Annotated in this window: 13 protein-coding genes and 1 pseudogene; 5 read left to right on the top strand and 9 right to left on the bottom strand. The window is 64.0% G+C overall.

What is annotated here, in order from left to right:
* Positions 1–40 precede the first annotated feature (40 nt).
* Positions 41–901, bottom strand: coding sequence for a LysR family transcriptional regulator (locus AB3X94_RS02995; RefSeq protein WP_368610734.1), 861 nt, complete (start codon positions 899–901; stop codon positions 41–43).
* Between the two features lie 149 nt (positions 902–1050).
* On the opposite strand from AB3X94_RS02995, the gene AB3X94_RS02990 reads away from it, so the two are divergent.
* The 3 genes and pseudogenes from AB3X94_RS02990 (at position 1051) to AB3X94_RS02980 (ending at position 3208) form a co-directional block, all read left to right on the top strand.
* Entirely contained in the window at positions 1051–2451 is a 1401-nt protein-coding gene (locus AB3X94_RS02990) for a DHA2 family efflux MFS transporter permease subunit (protein ID WP_368610733.1), read from the top strand.
* 42 nt (positions 2452–2493) lie between these two features.
* Positions 2494–2837: pseudogene (locus AB3X94_RS02985) on the top strand (LysR substrate-binding domain-containing protein); the annotation flags it as partial.
* A 143-nt stretch (positions 2838–2980) separates the two neighbouring features.
* Positions 2981–3208 (top strand): hypothetical protein, encoded by a 228-nt coding sequence (locus AB3X94_RS02980; RefSeq protein ID WP_368610732.1) that lies wholly within the window; start codon positions 2981–2983, stop codon positions 3206–3208.
* Between the two features lie 39 nt (positions 3209–3247).
* Here the strand turns inward: AB3X94_RS02980 and AB3X94_RS02975 are convergent, their stop codons facing one another.
* Entirely contained in the window at positions 3248–3430 is a 183-nt protein-coding gene (locus AB3X94_RS02975; RefSeq protein WP_176108379.1) for a hypothetical protein, read from the bottom strand.
* A 2-nt stretch (positions 3431–3432) separates the two neighbouring features.
* Between AB3X94_RS02975 and AB3X94_RS02970 the strand changes: the two genes are divergently transcribed.
* Together AB3X94_RS02970 and AB3X94_RS02965 are read left to right on the top strand one after the other, a co-directional pair.
* A complete protein-coding gene (locus tag AB3X94_RS02970; RefSeq protein WP_368610731.1) occupies positions 3433–4551 on the top strand; it encodes a glycosyltransferase family 2 protein in 1119 nt (372 codons plus the stop codon).
* A 154-nt stretch (positions 4552–4705) separates the two neighbouring features.
* Positions 4706–4927 carry a hypothetical protein gene (locus AB3X94_RS02965; protein ID WP_176108377.1) on the top strand — a complete coding sequence of 74 codons (222 nt, stop codon included), beginning with the start codon at positions 4706–4708 and terminating at the stop codon, positions 4925–4927.
* A gap of 134 nt (positions 4928–5061) precedes the next feature.
* Here AB3X94_RS02965 and AB3X94_RS02960 read toward each other — a convergent pair whose 3' ends face one another.
* From AB3X94_RS02960 to rbsK, 7 genes are all read right to left on the bottom strand, one after another.
* A complete protein-coding gene (locus AB3X94_RS02960; protein WP_176108376.1) occupies positions 5062–6369 on the bottom strand; it encodes an MFS family transporter in 1308 nt (435 codons plus the stop codon).
* 286 nt (positions 6370–6655) lie between these two features.
* Entirely contained in the window at positions 6656–8179 is a 1524-nt protein-coding gene (locus AB3X94_RS02955; RefSeq protein ID WP_368610730.1) for a SpoVR family protein, read from the bottom strand.
* 237 nt (positions 8180–8416) lie between these two features.
* A complete protein-coding gene (locus tag AB3X94_RS02950) occupies positions 8417–9688 on the bottom strand; it encodes a YeaH/YhbH family protein (protein WP_176108374.1) in 1272 nt (423 codons plus the stop codon).
* Positions 9689–9850: 162 nt separating this feature from the next.
* Entirely contained in the window at positions 9851–11773 is a 1923-nt protein-coding gene (locus AB3X94_RS02945; protein ID WP_176108373.1) for a PrkA family serine protein kinase, read from the bottom strand.
* A gap of 634 nt (positions 11774–12407) precedes the next feature.
* Positions 12408–13169, bottom strand: coding sequence for a 2-keto-4-pentenoate hydratase (locus tag AB3X94_RS02940; RefSeq protein ID WP_176110574.1), 762 nt, complete (start codon positions 13167–13169; stop codon positions 12408–12410).
* 364 nt (positions 13170–13533) lie between these two features.
* Positions 13534–15318, bottom strand: a complete 1785-nt coding sequence (locus tag AB3X94_RS02935) for a methyl-accepting chemotaxis protein (RefSeq protein ID WP_368610729.1) — start codon at positions 15316–15318, stop codon at positions 13534–13536.
* A 360-nt stretch (positions 15319–15678) separates the two neighbouring features.
* Entirely contained in the window at positions 15679–16608 is a 930-nt protein-coding gene (rbsK, locus tag AB3X94_RS02930) for a ribokinase (protein ID WP_176108371.1), read from the bottom strand.
* Positions 16609–16629: the final 21 nt, after the last annotated feature.

Below are 16629 nucleotides of genomic sequence, written 5' to 3'. Positions count from 1 at the left end.
GGCGGCATAAGCGGCGGCATGAGGTGATGCACTGCCCGCCTCACTCGCCGATCCACGACCCGCGCAGATCGCTGTCATGCAGCAACTGCAGCAGCGTGCCGGCCGGGCGGCTCAAGCGCTTCGCCGCCAGCGCAATGAATTCCACCGACGGCAACGTCGGCAACCCGGCCGCATTCAACGGCGGCGCGAGCCCGCGCGCGGCCAGATATTGTGGCCGCACGGTGATGCCGAGTCCGCCGCGCGCAGCCGCGATACAGCCGGAATGACTGCTGCTCGTGCAGACGATCTGCCAGCTCGCGCCGGCTTCGGCGAGCGCATCGAGCACGACCGCGCGCGTCACGCTCGGCTCGGCGACCAGAATCAGTGGCAGCGGCTGGCTCAGATCGACGAGCGTGCCGGTCCGCGCGAGCCATTCGAGCCGCCCGGTGAAAAGCGGCACGCCGCGCCGGTCGCCGAGCCGGCGCTTGCCGACCAGCAGATCGATCGCGCCCGCGTCGAGCAGCTCATAGAGCCTGCCGGTCATGCCGATCGTGATTTCGAGCTCGACGTCGGGGTGCGCATTGCGAAACGCCGCCAGCACGGTGGGCAGCGGGCCGAGCGCGATGTCGTCCGACGAGCCGAGCCGCACGCGCCCCTTCAGACGCGGCGCGCGAAATTGCGACTCCGCGCGCGATAGGGCCTGCAGAATCACACTCGCATGCGCGAGCATCGCTTCGCCGTCGGGCGTCATCGCGAGCGAATGGGTGTCGCGCACGAACAGGCGCCGGCCCACGCTCTGTTCGAGGCGCCGGATATGTTCGCTGACGCTCGACTGCGTCAGGTCGAGCCGCCGCCCCGCCTCGGTGAAGCTATGGCAGGCTGCGACGGTCGAGAAGGTCTTCAGACAGATCGGATTGAGCATGCGTGATTGTCGCGCTGCTCATCGGTATTGTCGATAACAGTCAGCGAGCTTAGTGGGGTTCCCGATTGACGGGGATGTCAATAAGATGACGGAATTCCGCCTGTCCCGGCTCCGGTGGCGTCTTTGCCGCCGCGCCCGCTGTCGAAACCATGACCAAGCATTCGTCTCAAACCGCCCTACTGTGGATCGTCGCCGCCGGCTTCTTCATGCAGTCGCTCGATACGACGATCGTCAACACCGCGCTGCCGTCGATCGCGAACAGCCTGCACGTCGCGCCGCTCGCGATGCAACCGGTCGTCGTCGCCTACACGCTGACGATGGCGATGCTGACGCCCGCCTCCGGCTGGCTTGCCGACCGCTTCGGCACCCGCCGCGTCTATTTCGCCGCGATTCTCGTGTTCGTGCTCGGCTCGATCTGCTGCGCGAGCGCGCACACGCTCGGCGAGCTCGTGATGGCGCGGGTGCTGCAAGGCCTCGGCGGCTCGATGCTGCTGCCGATCGGACGTCTCGCGGTGCTGCGCAGCGTGTCGGGCGAGCAATATGTATCGGCGCTCGCGTTCATTTCGATCGCGGGCCAGCTCGGGCCGATCGCCGGGCCGACGCTCGGCGGCTGGTTCGTGCAGGCGATCACATGGCACTGGATCTTTCTGATCAACGTGCCGATCGGCGCGCTCGGCCTGTACGCGGTGCACCGCTTTCTGCCGTCGCATGACGAGACGCAGGCGCCGGCCTTCGATGTGATCGGCTGCGCGCTGCTGTCGCTGTGCATGATCGCGTTTTCGCTCGCGATCGACGCGCCGGTCCCGTCGCATCGCGCGGCGTGGTCGGCGGGGCTGTTCGCGTTGGCGGTCGCCTGCGCGCTCGCCTACATTCCGTACGCGAGAAACCGCGGCAATCCGCTATTCAGGCTGTCGCTGTTCGGCGAGCCGAATTTCAGCGTCGGCCTGATCGGCAACCTCGTATGCCGGGTCGGTTCGAGCGCGGTGCCGTTCCTCGTGCCGCTCCTGCTGCAGTTGCAGCTCGGCTACTCGCCGCTGCACTCCGGGCTGATGATGCTGCCCGCGGCGCTCGCCGGCACGCTCGCGAAACGCTGGATCGCGCCGCTCGTGCGCCGCTACGGCTACGACACGTTCCTGCTGGTCAACACGATCATCGTCGGCTCGGCGATCGTCGCGTTCTCGCTGATTTCGCGCGGCACACCGCTCGTGGTCGAAATCGCGATTCTCGCGGTGTTCGGCGCGGCCAACTCGATGCAGTACGCGGCGATGAATAGCATCACGCTGAAGGACCTCTCGCACGAAGACGCGGGCATGGGCAATAGCCTGTTCTCGATGGTGCAGATGCTGGCGATCGGGCTCGGCGTGTCGATCGGCGGCGGGCTCGTCAATCTGTTCGCGGATCAATGGGGCTCGGCGGAACTCGGCTTCCGGCTCGCGTTCGTGTGCGTCGGCGTGATCACGCTGGTGTCCGCGTGGATCTTCCGTCATCTCGACGCCCCGTCCGGTACGCGCGTGATTCGCGGCCAGGCTGCGCAGAGCGCGGGGCGTTGACCCGCGACGCGTTTGCTCGCGTGTCAACGCATGAATTCGAACGTGCCGCTGCTCGGCGGACTCGAGGAAGCGGCGGCCTCCGCCGCGCAGGGTACGACCGCGGTGCGCGGGCGTCTGCGCGTCAACATGGACCCGTTCTTTTCACGGCTCGTGCTCGGGCCGCGCCTTGGCAGCTTCATCGACAAACATCCGGACCTGCAGCTCGAACTGATCACGCGCGATCAGTTGGGCGACATGGTCGCGGACGGCTTCGATGTCGCGATCCGCTTCGGAGACCCCCGGTGTCGACGCTCGTCGCCCGCAAGCTGCTCGATACGCGCATCTTGACCGTGGCGGCGCCGTCGTATCTGAAGCAACATGGCAAGCCGGCGAACCCTGCCGAGCTCGCGCGCGTTTCTCGACTTCATCATCTCGCTGACCGGCGCCACGCCGCGCCACCCGGCCGCCCTGAGCGCAGAACTGCTGTTTGCCGCCCGCCGGGGTCCGCGTCTTGCTACCGAAGCCTTGTCTTCCCTCCAGGAGAGCAGCGATGAGCAAGACGACGGAAAAACCCCAAGGCGAAACCAAAAACCCGGGCGAAAACGAAACGAAAAGCGAGGTCGGCACGCAGACCGAGGATTTAGCGCATCCGCACCACGCCGTGCATAGCGACAATGCGAAGAGCAAGATGCCCGAGCGCCACGGCGAGGGCCACAAGCAGTCCCCGGCGGACCGTCCGGGCAAAAAGCGCGGCGACGACGAACCGTCGGTCGGTTGAAAAAACCCCGTGCCACGGCGGCCTGTCTGCTTCATGCATTCAGGCCGCATCACTTTTGCCTTCCAGTGCCTTTCTGTAAGCAAACATTTCTTCCTCATTTTTACCGAATATTTTTTCAGCGCCTTGGACTATTTTGCTGCTAGCAGCGAAGTGTGCGCCCTCCGAACCGGCCGCTCCGCGTTGCGCCGGTTCATGCCGCTTCCGATCGTTAAAAGGCGTCATTCATGTCCAACGCGTCAAGTGCTCCCCTCGCCCGTGCGGCCATCGCCCAAGTGTCCATCTGTGTGCCGACCTGCAATCGTCCCGAACTGCTCGTCGAGTGCGTCGACTCGTGCCTCGCGCAAAGCTATCCGCATGTGGAAATCGTGATTGGCGACGATTCGACGGACTGCCGCTCACGGCAACTGATCTTGCAGCGTTACCGCGACGAGCCGCGCGTGCGCTACGAGAAGCACGAGCGGCCGCTTGGCCAGGCGCGCAATGTGTCGAGCCTGTTCGAGCGGGCGCGCGGCGACAAGATCCTGTTGATCCACGACGACGATCTGCTGACGAGCGACGCCGTCGGCAAACTCGTGTCGCTCTGGCAGCGCTATCCGGGGCTCGATGCGGCATTCGGCGCCCAGTACGAAGCGGATCAGGACGGCGCGATCGACCTCGCCGCGAGCGAGCGCCTGAACGCGGCGTTCCGGCGCACCCAGGCCAATGAGGGGCTGCAGCCGCTCGCCGGCCGCACCGGCCTGATCCAGATGTTTCCGAACAATGGCTGGATGGCCGACGCGCGGCTCGTGAAGCGGATCGGCTACGACGATCGGTACGGCGTCTGCTGCGACTACGTGTTCGGCACCGAGCTATGCCTTGCCGCGCGCGAGGTGTTTTATCTGCACGACTACGTGTCGGTGTATCGGAAGACCGCGACGTCGATCTCGCACAGCACGCGCGGCACGAGCACGGCAGCGCCGTTGAGCGCGTATGGGTTCGTGAAGTCGCTGCGTCTGCCGGCGCGGCTCGAAGCGTCGCGGCGGCAGGCGCTGCGGCGGCTCGTGCCGATCGTCGTGTCGATTCACGCGAGAAACGGCGACGCGCGCGCGGGCTGGCGGATCGCGCGCACGCATCTGTTCGCCTACGACTACGGCTTTAGCGCGCGGCTTTACTACCACCTGCTGATGCTGGCGCGCGCGGCCTGGCGCGCACGTCTGCCGACGGCGAGCGCGGCGGCCGATGCTGCCGCCCGCGGGGCGGCGCCGTCGATGACGACGGTCGCCGCGCATGAGGCCGCGAGGGTCGAAGAGTTCGTCGACAAGCTGGTCGATGAATTCGTCGGCGACCGCTCGAAGCCGGTGTGAGCAGCGAGAAGCGCGTCGCGAACCGGACGGAGCGCGAGCGCGAGCCGATTTTCTGCTAAGCATTCCCTGCTTAGCAAACGCGTATTCGTTACTTGGTCCCGAGCGTGCCGCTGATTACGATGGGCACGACCCGTCATCGCAGAGGTGCTTCGCCATGTCAGACAATGCGTGTTTCAGACCGCGCGTGATCGAACCGGTCGTCGAAGATCAACCCGAAGGACTCGGCCTCGCGGTCGAGCTATGGTTCGCCCAACCGATCGACGGCATCGCGGGGCGTGCGGTGCAGATTCATCTGCGCAGCGGCGCGAGGATGGAACAGGCCGAGAGCTTGCGCGACCTGCTGCATGCGTGGGGGACACGGATCGTCGTCAGTTGAGCGGAGTGCGCTGCTGCCAGTTCGCGTAGTGGCGCGCGAACGTCGAGGCGATGAAAAACGGCGGTCCGGTTGCCCCGGACCGCCGCTCGAATGCTTCATCGCGGCACGACGTTTCGCCGTGCCCGGCTAGCGGCTCACGGCTCGTGCCGCAGATACCCTTCCGTTGATGGATCACGCATGCGCAGCGACACGATACCCGCGAGTGCGCACAGCGCCGTTACATACCAGAAGAACATCGTCTCGACGCCGGCCGACTTCAGCCACAGCGCGACATATTCCGCGGAGCCGCCGAAGATCGCATTGGCGACCGCATACGACAGCCCCACGCCGAGCGCACGCACTTGCGGTGGGAACATTTCCGCCTTGATCAGGCCGCTGATCGACGTATAGAAGCTGACGATCGCCAGCGCGACGACGACGAGCGCGAACGCCGCGAGCGGACTCGTCACGTCCTTCAGCGCATGCAGCAGCGGCACCGTGCCGAGCGTCGCGAACAAACCGAAGCACAGCATCGAATTGCGCCGGCCGATCCTGTCGGACAGCGCGCCGAACGCCGGCTGCATCAGCATGTAGACGAACAGCGCGGCGGTCATCACCGAACTCGCGGTCTTCGCGTGCATGCCGGCCGTATTGACCAGATATTTCTGCATATACGTGGTGAACGTATAGAAGATCAGCGAGCCGCCGGCCGTGAAGCCGAGCACCGTCATGAACGCGCCCTTGTGCTCCCACAAGCCGCGCAGCGTGCCCGCTTCCTTGCGCTGACGGGTCGCGGCGGTGGTGGTTTCGTCGAGCGATTTACGCAGATAGAGCGAGATCAGCGCAGCGATCGCACCGATCGCGAACGGCACGCGCCAGCCCCACGCCTTCAGTTCGTCGGTCGTCAGCATCTGCTGCAGGATCACCAGCACGAGCAGCGCGAACAGTTGACCGCCGATCAGCGTCACATACTGGAACGACGCGAAGAAGCCGCGCCGGCCCTTCAATGCGACTTCGCTCATATAGGTCGCGCTGGTGCCGTATTCGCCGCCCACCGACAGGCCCTGAAACAGTCGCGCGATCAGCAGCAGCGCCGGCGCGAGCGCGCCGATCTGCGCGTACGTGGGCAGCATCGCGATCACGAGCGAGCCGCCGCACATCATGAAGACCGACACCATCATCGCGGTGCGGCGGCCACGCTTGTCGGCGAACCGGCCGAAGAACCAGCCGCCGATCGGGCGCATCAGGAAGCCGGCGGCAAACACCCCGGCCGTGTTGAGCAACTGCGTGGTGGTGTTGCCGCTAGGAAAGAACGACGGCGCGAAATACAGCGCCGTGAACGAATACACGTAGAAGTCGAACCATTCGACAAGATTGCCCGATGAAGCGCCGACGATCGCGAAGATGCGGCGCCGGGTGTCGTCCGCTCGTGCGACGACGGGTTGGTCGGTTAGATCGTTCATGCTGATGTCGGTCCTTTTTTCTCTAAACGAGGATGACGCTCGTGACGCCGCCTTCATGCGCGTCGCGGACAACCGCACACGCGCGCGCGGCGAATTTTACATAAGTGAAAAGTTCAGATGGGGTTTTGTCTGCGGAACTGCAGGAAAGCCCTGGGTACGGGCCGGAGGCGAAGTAGAACCGCAACGAAAAACGAACCCCCGCCAGCCGGGAGGCTGCGGGGGCTTCGGGTGATCGACGCGGACCGCCCGGGCGGTTACGAACCGTCGCCGCGCTCGGACGGAGACGTCAGATTCTCACCGAGGACGGCACGTACCGGCAGTCGTAGCGCTTTCTGACGGTACCGTTTTCGTCGACGCTTTCGAGGTACACATCGAATTGCCACAAGCGCGCCATGTGCTTGAGCACTTCGTCGCTATCCGACGACAGGTGCCGGTTGTCGCTCATGAAATGCCGCAACGTCAGGCTGCGATCGCCACGCGTGTTGACGGCCCATACCTGAATGTTCGGCTCGCGGTGATGCATGTCGTACTGCCGCGACAGCGCCTGGCGCACGTACTGGTAGCCGCTGTCGTCGTGAATCGCCGACACCTCCAGCGCGTCGCGCATGTCGTCGTCGAGCACCGAGAACAGGCGCATTTCGCGGATCAGATGCGGCGACAGGTACTGCGCGACGAAGCTCTCGTCCTTGAAGTTGCGCATCGCGTAGTGCATCGAGGGCAGCCAGGGACTGCCGGCCAGATCAGGAAACCACTTGCGGTCTTCGTCGGTCGGCGCCTCGCAGATGCGGCGGATGTCGCTCATCATCGAAAAGCCGAGCGCATACGGATTGATGCCGCTGTAATACGGCTTCGTGACCGGCGGCTGATAGACGACGTTGCTGTGCGAATGGAGGAACTCCATCATGAAGCCGTCTTCCAGCTTGCCCTGGTTGTACATCGTGTTTAGCAGCGTGTAGTGCCAGAACGTCGCCCAGCCTTCGTTCATCACCTGGGTCTGCCGCTGCGGATAGAAATACTGACCGATCTTGCGCACGATGCGGATCACCTCGCGCTCCCACGGCTCGAGCAGCGGCGCGTTTTTCTCCGCGAAATACAGCAGGTTTTCCTGCGGCTCGGGCGGATAGCGCTCCTCGACCTCTTCGGGCAGCGGCGTATGGCGCGTGGGCAGCGTGCGCCACAATTCGTTGACCTGCGACTGCAGATACGCCTCACGTTCGCGCCGCGCGGCGAACTCTTTCTGCAAAGACAGCTTCTGCGGGCGCTTGTAGCGGTCCACGCCGTAATTCATTAGCGCGTGGCACGAATCGAGCAATTCCTCGACGCGATCGAGCCCATAGCGCTCCTCGCATTCCGCGATGTAGTTCTTCGCGTAGACGAGGTAGTCGATGATCGCGTGCGCGTCCGTCCACAAGCGGAACAGATAGTTGCCCTTGAAGAACGAGTTGTGACCATACGCCGCATGCGCGATCACGAGCGCCTGCATCGTCATCGTGTTCTCTTCCATCAAATACGCGATGCAGGGGTTCGAATTGATGACGATTTCGTACGCGAGCCCCATCTGGCCGCGACGATAGCTTTTTTCGGTAGAAAGAAAGTGTTTGCCGAACGACCAGTGACGGTAGTTCACCGGCATACCGACGGACGCATAGGCGTCCATCATTTGTTCAGCGCTGATGAGTTCGAGCTGGATCGGATACACGTCGAGCTCGTATTGCTCCGCAACACGGGCAATATGCGAGTCGTACTCTTCGATCAATTCGAAGGTCCAGTCGGACGGGCACGGCAGAGGCCGTCTATCGGCTACGTTCATACGGACTTCCCTTTGCCCCTCGATGGGCGTTCCGGTGTGTCCCGTGCTGCAGCATTGCGGACTGCTCCGGCGCGAGCGGCTGCCGTGCTAGCCGCTCCTGCCTCGGCATGCCCCGACAGTTGCTGCGGCACGCCTTTGTTGCGCTGCGGCGCAGTCGTACGACGGCTTGCCTCAAGTCGTACGATTCATCGCCGCACGCGTCGTGATCCAGATGCCTGGAGCGCAATCAGCGTTCCCTCACGAAGTCGCCGCCTGCTTCTCGAACAACTCGCGAAACACCGGATAGATATCGGCCGCGGTTTCGACCTTCTTCATCGCCATATGCGGTTGCGATAGCGCCAGTTGCGCGTATTCGAGCCACAGATTCTGCTCTTCGGGCGTCACCTGAATATACGCAAAATACCGCACCTTCTCCAGGATGTCATCCGAGAGTATCTTGCGGCACTTCGGCGAATCGTCGGTCCAATTGTCGCCGTCCGAAGCCTGCGCCCCGTAAATGTTCCATTCAGTTGGCGAGTAGCGTTCCTCCATCACCTTGCGCATCAGTTCGAGCGCGCTCGACACCACCGTGCCGCCGCTTTCGGTCGAGTGGAAGAAAGTATCTTCGTCGACTTCCTCGGCGCGCGTGTGGTGGCGAATGAACACCACTTCGATGCGCTCGTAGTTACGCTTCAGAAACAGGTACAGCAGGATGAAAAAGCGCTTCGCGAGATCCTTGCGCTGCTCGTCCATCGAGCCGGACACGTCCATCAGGCAGAACATCACTGCCTGACTCGACGGCGTGGGTTGCTTCACGCGATTCACGTAGCGCAGATCGAATGGATCGATGAACGGAATCCGCCAGATGCGTCCTTTCAGATGGTGGATGTCGTCTTCGAGCAGCTTGATCTCTTCGCGGCGATCGGCGGGATCGGCCTTCAGCTCTTCGAGCTGCCGCTCCATTTCGTGCAACTGGTTGACGAGCGGCGCGCCGAGCGCGATGCGCCGGCCGAGCGCGCTGCGCAGCGAGCGCACCACGTCGATGTTGTTGGGCGTGCCCTCCGCGGCCCAGCCCGCGCGGATGCTTTTCCACGTCGGCACGGCCATCAGATGGGTTTTGACGAGACGCGGCAGTTCGAGGTCGTCGAAGAAATACTGCATGAACTCTTCGCGGCTCAGCTCGAACACGAAGTCGTCCTGACCCTCGCCCTCGTTGCTGGCCTGACTGCCTCCGCCGCCACCACCACCGCCTTGCGGGCGCTGGATCTTGTCGCCGCGGATGTAGTCCGAGTTGCCGGGATGCACCATCTCGCGCCGGCCGCCCGGTCCGTGACGGAACGACGGCTCCGCGATGTCCTTGCGCGGAATGGTGATGCTCTGGGTGTTCTGGATATCTTTGATGCTGCGGTCGCGCACCGCTTCCGAAACGGCGCGACGGATATAGTTTTTGACGCGGCGCAAAAAACGCTCGCGATTCGCAATACTCTTGTTCTTGCCTGCCAACCTGCGGTCGATGATTTGATGAAGCACGCCCGGTCTCCCGTCCGTGCAACCGCGTTTCCGCTGCGGCCGCACTAATATTTCCGGTGCGCGAGACGCCCGCCGCGCAGTGCATGCTATGCGGCTTGCGCCTCGCCGGTTGCCCGTACGGTCGAACCGTACGGGCGGCACATCATGAGTATCATGCGCGCATCACGATGACTTGCGCACGCGCAGATACCAGTCGCACAACAAGCGCACCTGTTTCGGCGTATAGCCCTTCGCCACCATGCGATTGACGAAGTCTTCGTGCTTGCGCTGCTCTTCGGCCGAGCCCTTCGCGTTGAACGAGATCACCGGCAACAGTTCTTCCGTATTCGAGAACATCTTCTTTTCGATCACGACGCGCAGCTTCTCGTAGCTGATCCACGCGGGGTTCTTGCCCGCATTCGCAGCCCGCGCGCGCAGCACGAAGTTCACGATCTCGTTGCGGAAGTCCTTCGGGTTGCTGATGCCCGCCGGCTTCTCGATCTTCTCCAGCTCGGCGTTCAACGCGGCACGGTCGAAGCTCTCGCCGGTGTCGTGGTCGCGGAACTCCTGATCCTGGATCCAGAAGTCCGCATACGTGACGTAGCGGTCGAAGATGTTTTGACCATACTCGGAGTACGACTCCAGATACGCGGTCTGAATCTCCTTGCCGATGAACTCCGCATAGCGCGACGCGAGCACGTCCTTGATGAAGGACAGATACTTCTGCTCGGTTTCGGGCGGGAACTGCTCGCGTTCGATCTGCTGTTCGAGCACGTACATCAGATGCACCGGATTGGCCGCGACCTCGGTCGAGTCGAAGTTGAACACGCGCGACAGAATCTTGAACGCGAAGCGGGTCGACACCCCGGTCATGCCTTCGTCGACGCCCGCGAAGTCGCGGTACTCCTGGTACGACTTCGCCTTCGGGTCCGTGTCCTTCAGATTCTCGCCGTCGTAGACCTGCATCTTCGAGAACAGGCTCGAGTTTTCCGGCTCCTGCAAACGCGTGAGCACGGACATCTGCGCCATCATCTTCAGCGTGCCAGGCGCGCAGACCGCGTTGGCCAGCGACGAGTTGCGCAGCAGCTTCTCGTAGATCTTGACCTCTTCGCTATAGCGCAGGCAGTACGGCACCTTGACGACGAAGATCCGGTCGAGCAGCGCTTCGTTGTTACGGTTGTTGCGGAACGCCTTCCACTCCGACTCGTTCGAGTGAGCGAGGATGATGCCGTCGAACGGGATCGCGCCGAAGCCTTCCGTACCCTTGAAGTTGCCCTCCTGGGTCGCGGTGAGCAGCGGGTGCAACACCTTGATCGGCGCCTTGAACATTTCGACGAACTCGAGCAGGCCCTGATTGGCGAGACACAGGCCTCCCGAGTAGCTGTACGCGTCGGCGTCGTCCTGCGCGTACTGTTCGAGCTTGCGGATGTCGACCTTGCCGACCAGCGACGAAATGTCCTGATTGTTCTCGTCGCCCGGTTCAGTCTTCGAGATAGCGATCTGACGAAGGATCGACGGATAGCGGCGCACCACGCGGAACTTGCGGATGTCGCCGTTGTACTCGTGCAGGCGCTTGACCGCCCACGGACTCAGGATGCCTCGCAGGTAGCGGCGAGGAATGCCATATTGCTCTTCGAGGATCGGACCGTCTTCCTCGTAGTCGAACAGACCGAGCGGCGATTCATTGACGGGCGAGCCCTTGATCGCATAGAACGGTACGCGCTCCATTAGTTGCTTCAGCCGTTCCGCGATCGACGACTTGCCGCCGCCGACCGGTCCTAACAGATACAGTATCTGCTTCTTTTCTTCGAGCCCCTGGGCCGAATGCCGGAAGTAGGCGACCACCTGCTCGATCACCTCTTCCATTCCGTAGAACTCTCGGAATGCGGGGTATACCTTGATGACCTTGTTCGCGAAGATACGCGATTGACGCGGATCGTTGCGCGTGTCGATCTGTTCCGGTTCTCCGATTGCCGTCAACATGCGTTCGCCTGCAGTGGCGTACGCGGCGGGATTGTCTTTGCAGAGCGCGAGATACTCCTCGAGCGAGAGTTCATCCTCCCGTGTTTTCTCGAAGCGGGTCGCGAAACTGCTGTAGATATCCATGCTACCTCCTCGCCGAAGTCTGGAGCGATGTCGTGCGCGGCGCGCTATTCGGAAACGACATCGCTCGAATTCATCCTAAACCCTTTTAAATTTTTTTTCACGAACTACGTTGCGAAAATCGCTCCGTAACCGCGAAGCTACAGTCCTCACTTGGAACCAAAGAATCGACCACCTACAATTTTTCACTCACGCCGCAACGAATCAAATCATCCGCTGCTCCGCTGTACCGTTACTTGCTCCGCTGTACCGTTACTTTCTTCAGCACCGCATCGCTATTCAGTGCTCCTGCACGACTTCGCTTTACCGCTGCATCGCGCCATGACCTCGCGTTGCTATTGCACATCCCGTACCTGCACCGTCGACCCTTCACAAAAATGCGGCTGTCTGCGCACGCACACTTCGTCACCAAAAGCAGGCACACCCCTGATCCGTACGACTGGATGACGGCAGCCGCTCGCGCCGCTCTCATAGGTGTATACGGAAAGAAGCGGCAAAGTTGCAACAAATGGATTCGAACAGGTTAACGATTCAAAGACTGCCACCGTTTCGAATTCGCCAAAATAAAAACGGCTGCACGCGGGCAGCCGTTTGGAATGGATGAAGCGTTGTAATTTGCGGTTACAACCAGCATCGATCAGGTCAGTTCAATTTCCACTTCACCCAACCCATCGATATGTCCACGCACGATGCCGGGCTCGTCGATCTTGTGCGCGCCGACGTATGAGCCGGTGGTCAGGGTCCAGTCGCGCTCGATCGTGATCCCCATCGCCGCGCAATGGTTGACGAACCAGACGAGCAGCTCGCGCGGATCGCCCGCCGGATTGCCGGTCACTTCCGGTATCAGCGAGCGGCCGTTGAAGCTCAGCTCCAGTTCCGGCGACACGAAGTCGAAGCCGCGCGCGAGGCTCGCATAGACGGCCGGATGGCCAGTGATCAGCGCGCCGTTGTTCTGCGCGTCGGCTAGCTGCGCGAGCGGCGCGACGTTCGGCCACTCGGTGAAGCGGCTGTCGACGATCTCGATGGCCGGCAGCACGGCGCCGAGCTTGGACAGCACCTCGTCGCGCGCATAGGCCTGAGCGCGCGGCTCGATCGTCACGTCGAAGCGAAACGCGATCTCCAGCTCGACCAGCACGCGAAAGAATCCGTCATGCGCAAGCCGCGCCGGCGACGGCACCACCAGCGAGGCCGGAATCGGCGCGCCCGACGCGGCGCCGCCCGGGGACTTCGCGCCGATCTTCCACGCGCCGGTCGATTCGCCCAGCCCCGCGATCACCGCCTGCTGGATCGCGTAGGCGGTCGCCGCGTCGGGCGGCAGGCTGTCGGGGGCGGGCGCGTCGATCGGCAGGTGCTGCCGGCGTGCCTCGACGAGGTGTTGCGCAAGATCGTAACGCGTCATGTCGGTTTTTTGTGGCTGGCGCATGGCAGGTTCGCAGGACGTAGCAATAAGTGGGAACCACCTGTTGAAGGTGCGGGCAGCCGCGCGCCGCGCACGCGGATCGGGGCCGTGCCCGTCAATGTACCGGATCGCGACAGGCGCCGGTGAAAGCCACGCCGCGCGCAAACGTTATTTCTTGCGCGAGCCGAAAAAAAGCCGCACCTGGGGACCCAGGCGCGGCTTTTCGCGAAGCGATCGTCGTTCGTACAGCACGGATGCCGGACAGCCAGCGAGCGGACGGGAACGGATGTTGCAACGAACGGCGGGGTCAATCACCTAACGCGCGACAGCGCCGCCGCCCATGTACACGTGAACCCGAGCCCGCTCAGAAGGTCTCCCAATCCTGATCACCGCCGGCCGTCGCCGCGGACCTGGCCGGCGCGCGGGTGGGCGCGGGCGCGGCGGCAACCTGCGGCGCGACAGCAGCGACCGTCGCTGCCTTCGCCGGCATCGCCGCCTGCGCCGTAGCCGGCGTGAGCTTGCGTGCGCGCGCGGCGACCGGGCTCGTGGACACCGGGCGCTTCAGCGCCGCAAGCCCTGACGCCCCGTCGTGACCGCCACGGCCGCTGTCGTCGAGCTGGAACACCGCGACCACGTTGCGCAACCGGGCCGCCTGCTGCTCGAGCGACGACGCGGCGGCGGCAGCTTCCTCGACGAGCGCCGCGTTCTGCTGCGTAACCTCGTCCATCTGCGTGACCGCGCGCGCGACCTGGTCGATGCCGCCGCTCTGCTCTTCGGACGCCGACGCGATCTCGCCCATGATGTCGGTCACGCGCTGCACCGCGCCGATGATTTCGCTCATCGTGCGGCCGGCCTCGTCGACCAGCGCCGAGCCCGACTGCACGCGCTCGACCGACGTATCGATCAGCTCCTTGATCTCCTTGGCCGCCGCCGACGAACGCTGCGCGAGGCTGCGCACCTCGCCCGCGACGACCGCGAAGCCGCGCCCTTCCTCGCCGGCGCGCGCCGCCTCGACGGCTGCGTTCAGCGCGAGGATGTTGGTCTGGAAGGCGATGCCCTCGATGATCGAGATGATGTCGGCGATCTTCGCCGAACTCTGGTTGATGTCGCCCATCGTGCCGACCACCTGGCCGACCACCGCGCTGCCCTTATTGGCGATCTCCGACGCACTGGCGGCAAGCGCGCTCGCCTGTCGCGCGTTATCGGCGTTCTGGCGTACGGTGCCGGTCAGCTGCTCCATGCTCGACGCGGTTTCCTGCAGCGCGGACGCCTGCTCTTCAGTGCGCGACGACAGATCGACGTTGCCCGCCGCGATCTGACGCGTCGCGGTCGCGATCGACTCGCTACCGCCGCGCACGCTGCGCACCGTTTCGGTGAGGCTGTGCTGCATTCTGGCGATTCCTTCGAGCAGTTGCCCCATTTCGTCGCGCGAAGTCACGACCACCGGACGACGCAGATCGCCGGCCGCGATCGCCTCGAAGTGGCCGAGCGCTTCGTCGAGCGGACGCGCGATCGCGCGGCTCAGCGTCAGATACGACAGCGCCGCCGCCAGCACGCCGAGCACCAGCGCGCCGATGCTGACCATGCGGAACAGATGGAAACTGTTCTGCGCGGAGTCGAAGCCCTGCTTCGCCGAATCGAACTGGTATTTGCGCAGTGCGTCGTCGGCTGTGACGAGATCGTTGAAGACGGCCTGCAGATTCTTCGCGTGCTCGACCAGCTTGCTCTGATCGTTCGCCTCGATTGCCGTCGCGAACGCTTCGAGCTGCTGATGCAGCGTGTTGCGCTTCGCGGCGACGTCCTGCGCGAGCCGGTCTTCGTCCGCGTCGCGCGGCAGATCGAGATATTTTTTCCACCACATGTCGGACGTGCTGCCGAGCATGCGCGCGCGCTCGATCGTGGATGCCGCTTCCGGCGTGCCGACGAGGAACGCGGCGCGGTCGAGCGCGAGTCGCTCGCGCGCCGCGTACATTTCCGCGTTGCCGATGTTCACGGCGCCCGGCATCGCATCGGTGAAAGTGGCTTCATAGGCGTCGTTCGAACGGCCCATGCCGAACAGACCGAAAACGCCGATCGCAACCAGCAACGCGGCGAGGAACGCCATCGTGAGTCCAATTCGCGCCTTGATCGTGATGCCTTTATTCAACATGCTTGGTCCTGTGTGCTGTACTCGATGAGAGGCTGCTGCTTGCGCAGCGTGGGGGCGGCGTGAGTTTGGGTCCGGCGCTGTTTTTGAGTCATTGCTCTAATCATCGTTTACGGCAGCGCGTTCATAGACTTGAAGCATTTAAAAGGTATGAACAAAGACGATGTAAGACGTTGAAAGCGAGTTGGCGGCAGACGTGTGGCTTCGCGTCGCGTTGGGGCAACGCGACGGTATTCGTCAAAACGCGACTTTAGACGTTTGAGCGGCGGGGATTGGGCGGATTGCGAGCCGTACGGAGTCGCCGAAGCGATCGCAGCACAGCGCCGTCAGGCGGCTCGCGGGGGCGCTAATGCCGCGATGGCATCAGCCCGACGCGTCGACTTCGGCGCGCGTCGGAATCGACGGCTGTGCACCCGCGCGCGTCACCGAAAGCGCGGCGGCGCGTTGCGCGAAGCGGATCGCCGCTTCGACGCTCGCACCCTGGGAGAGCTGCGCCGCGAAGCCGCCGATGAAGGTGTCGCCGGCCGCCGTCGTATCGACCGCCTCGACGCGCGGCGCGTCGTACAGCGTCGCGGCCGCGCCTTCGAGCGCCGCGTGCACGCCGCGCGCACCGAGCGTCACCAGCACGTTGCGCACGCCGGCCGCGCGCAATGCGGCGGCGGCTCGCGCGGCGTCCGCGGGCGAGTCGACGGCGACACCGCTCAGCGCGGCGGCTTCGAGTTCGTTAGGAATCAGGTAATCGATCAGCGGCAGCCAGGCGGCCGGCAATGGGCCGGTAGCGGGCGCCGGGTTAAGGATCACGATCTTGCCGAGGCGCCGCGCCGCGGCCAGCGCCGCATGCACCGATTCGGGCGGGGTTTCGAGCTGGCAGATCACGACATCGGCGGCGGCGAGCGCCGCTTCGTGTCGCGCGATGCTGGCCGGCGTGAGCTCGCCGTTGCTGCCCGCGACGATCACGATCGTGTTCTGGCTCGCATCGTCGACGACGATCAGCGCCACGCCGCTCGGTTCGCTGCCGGTTTCGAGCGCCGCGCAGTCGATGTGCTCCGCTTCGAGGCCCGCGCGCAGTTGCGCGCCGTTCGCATCGGTACCGACGCAGCCGAGCATCGACACCTGCGCGCCGAGCCGCGCGGCGGCGACCGCCTGGTTGCCGCCCTTGCCGCCCGCGACCTGCGCGAAGCCGCGGCCGGCCAGCGTTTCGCCCGGCTGCGGCAGGCGCGGCGAGCGCACCACGAGGTCCATGTTCAGACTACCGACCACCGTGACGCGTGAACGCGTTGGGTTGCTTGCCACTCGTGTGCCCTCCATTGCGCG

This window comes from Paraburkholderia sp. BR10923 (genome assembly GCF_040948765.1).
GTDB classification, from domain to species: domain Bacteria; phylum Pseudomonadota; class Gammaproteobacteria; order Burkholderiales; family Burkholderiaceae; genus Paraburkholderia; species Paraburkholderia youngii.
Note: the sequence above shows the minus strand (reverse complement) of the source record. Positions and strands in the feature narration are given on the sequence as shown.

Bases quoted from the DNA above. Each gene is read 5' to 3' on its own strand.
- AB3X94_RS02945 (WP_176108373.1), bottom strand. From the start codon at position 11,773: ATGGATATCTACAGCAGTTTCGCGACCCGCTTCGAGAAAACACGGGAG.
- AB3X94_RS02980 (WP_368610732.1), top strand. From the start codon at position 2,981: ATGAGCAAGACGACGGAAAAACCCCAAGGCGAAACCAAAAACCCGGGC.
- AB3X94_RS02965 (WP_176108377.1), top strand. From the start codon at position 4,706: ATGTCAGACAATGCGTGTTTCAGACCGCGCGTGATCGAACCGGTCGTC.
- AB3X94_RS02975 (WP_176108379.1), bottom strand. From the start codon at position 3,430: ATGACGCCTTTTAACGATCGGAAGCGGCATGAACCGGCGCAACGCGGA.
- AB3X94_RS02995 (WP_368610734.1), bottom strand. From the start codon at position 901: ATGCTCAATCCGATCTGTCTGAAGACCTTCTCGACCGTCGCAGCCTGC.
- AB3X94_RS02940 (WP_176110574.1), bottom strand. From the start codon at position 13,169: ATGACGCGTTACGATCTTGCGCAACACCTCGTCGAGGCACGCCGGCAG.
- AB3X94_RS02935 (WP_368610729.1), bottom strand. From the start codon at position 15,318: ATGTTGAATAAAGGCATCACGATCAAGGCGCGAATTGGACTCACGATG.
- AB3X94_RS02970 (WP_368610731.1), top strand. From the start codon at position 3,433: ATGTCCAACGCGTCAAGTGCTCCCCTCGCCCGTGCGGCCATCGCCCAA.
- AB3X94_RS02955 (WP_368610730.1), bottom strand. From the start codon at position 8,179: ATGAACGTAGCCGATAGACGGCCTCTGCCGTGCCCGTCCGACTGGACC.
- AB3X94_RS02960 (WP_176108376.1), bottom strand. From the start codon at position 6,369: ATGAACGATCTAACCGACCAACCCGTCGTCGCACGAGCGGACGACACC.
- AB3X94_RS02990 (WP_368610733.1), top strand. From the start codon at position 1,051: ATGACCAAGCATTCGTCTCAAACCGCCCTACTGTGGATCGTCGCCGCC.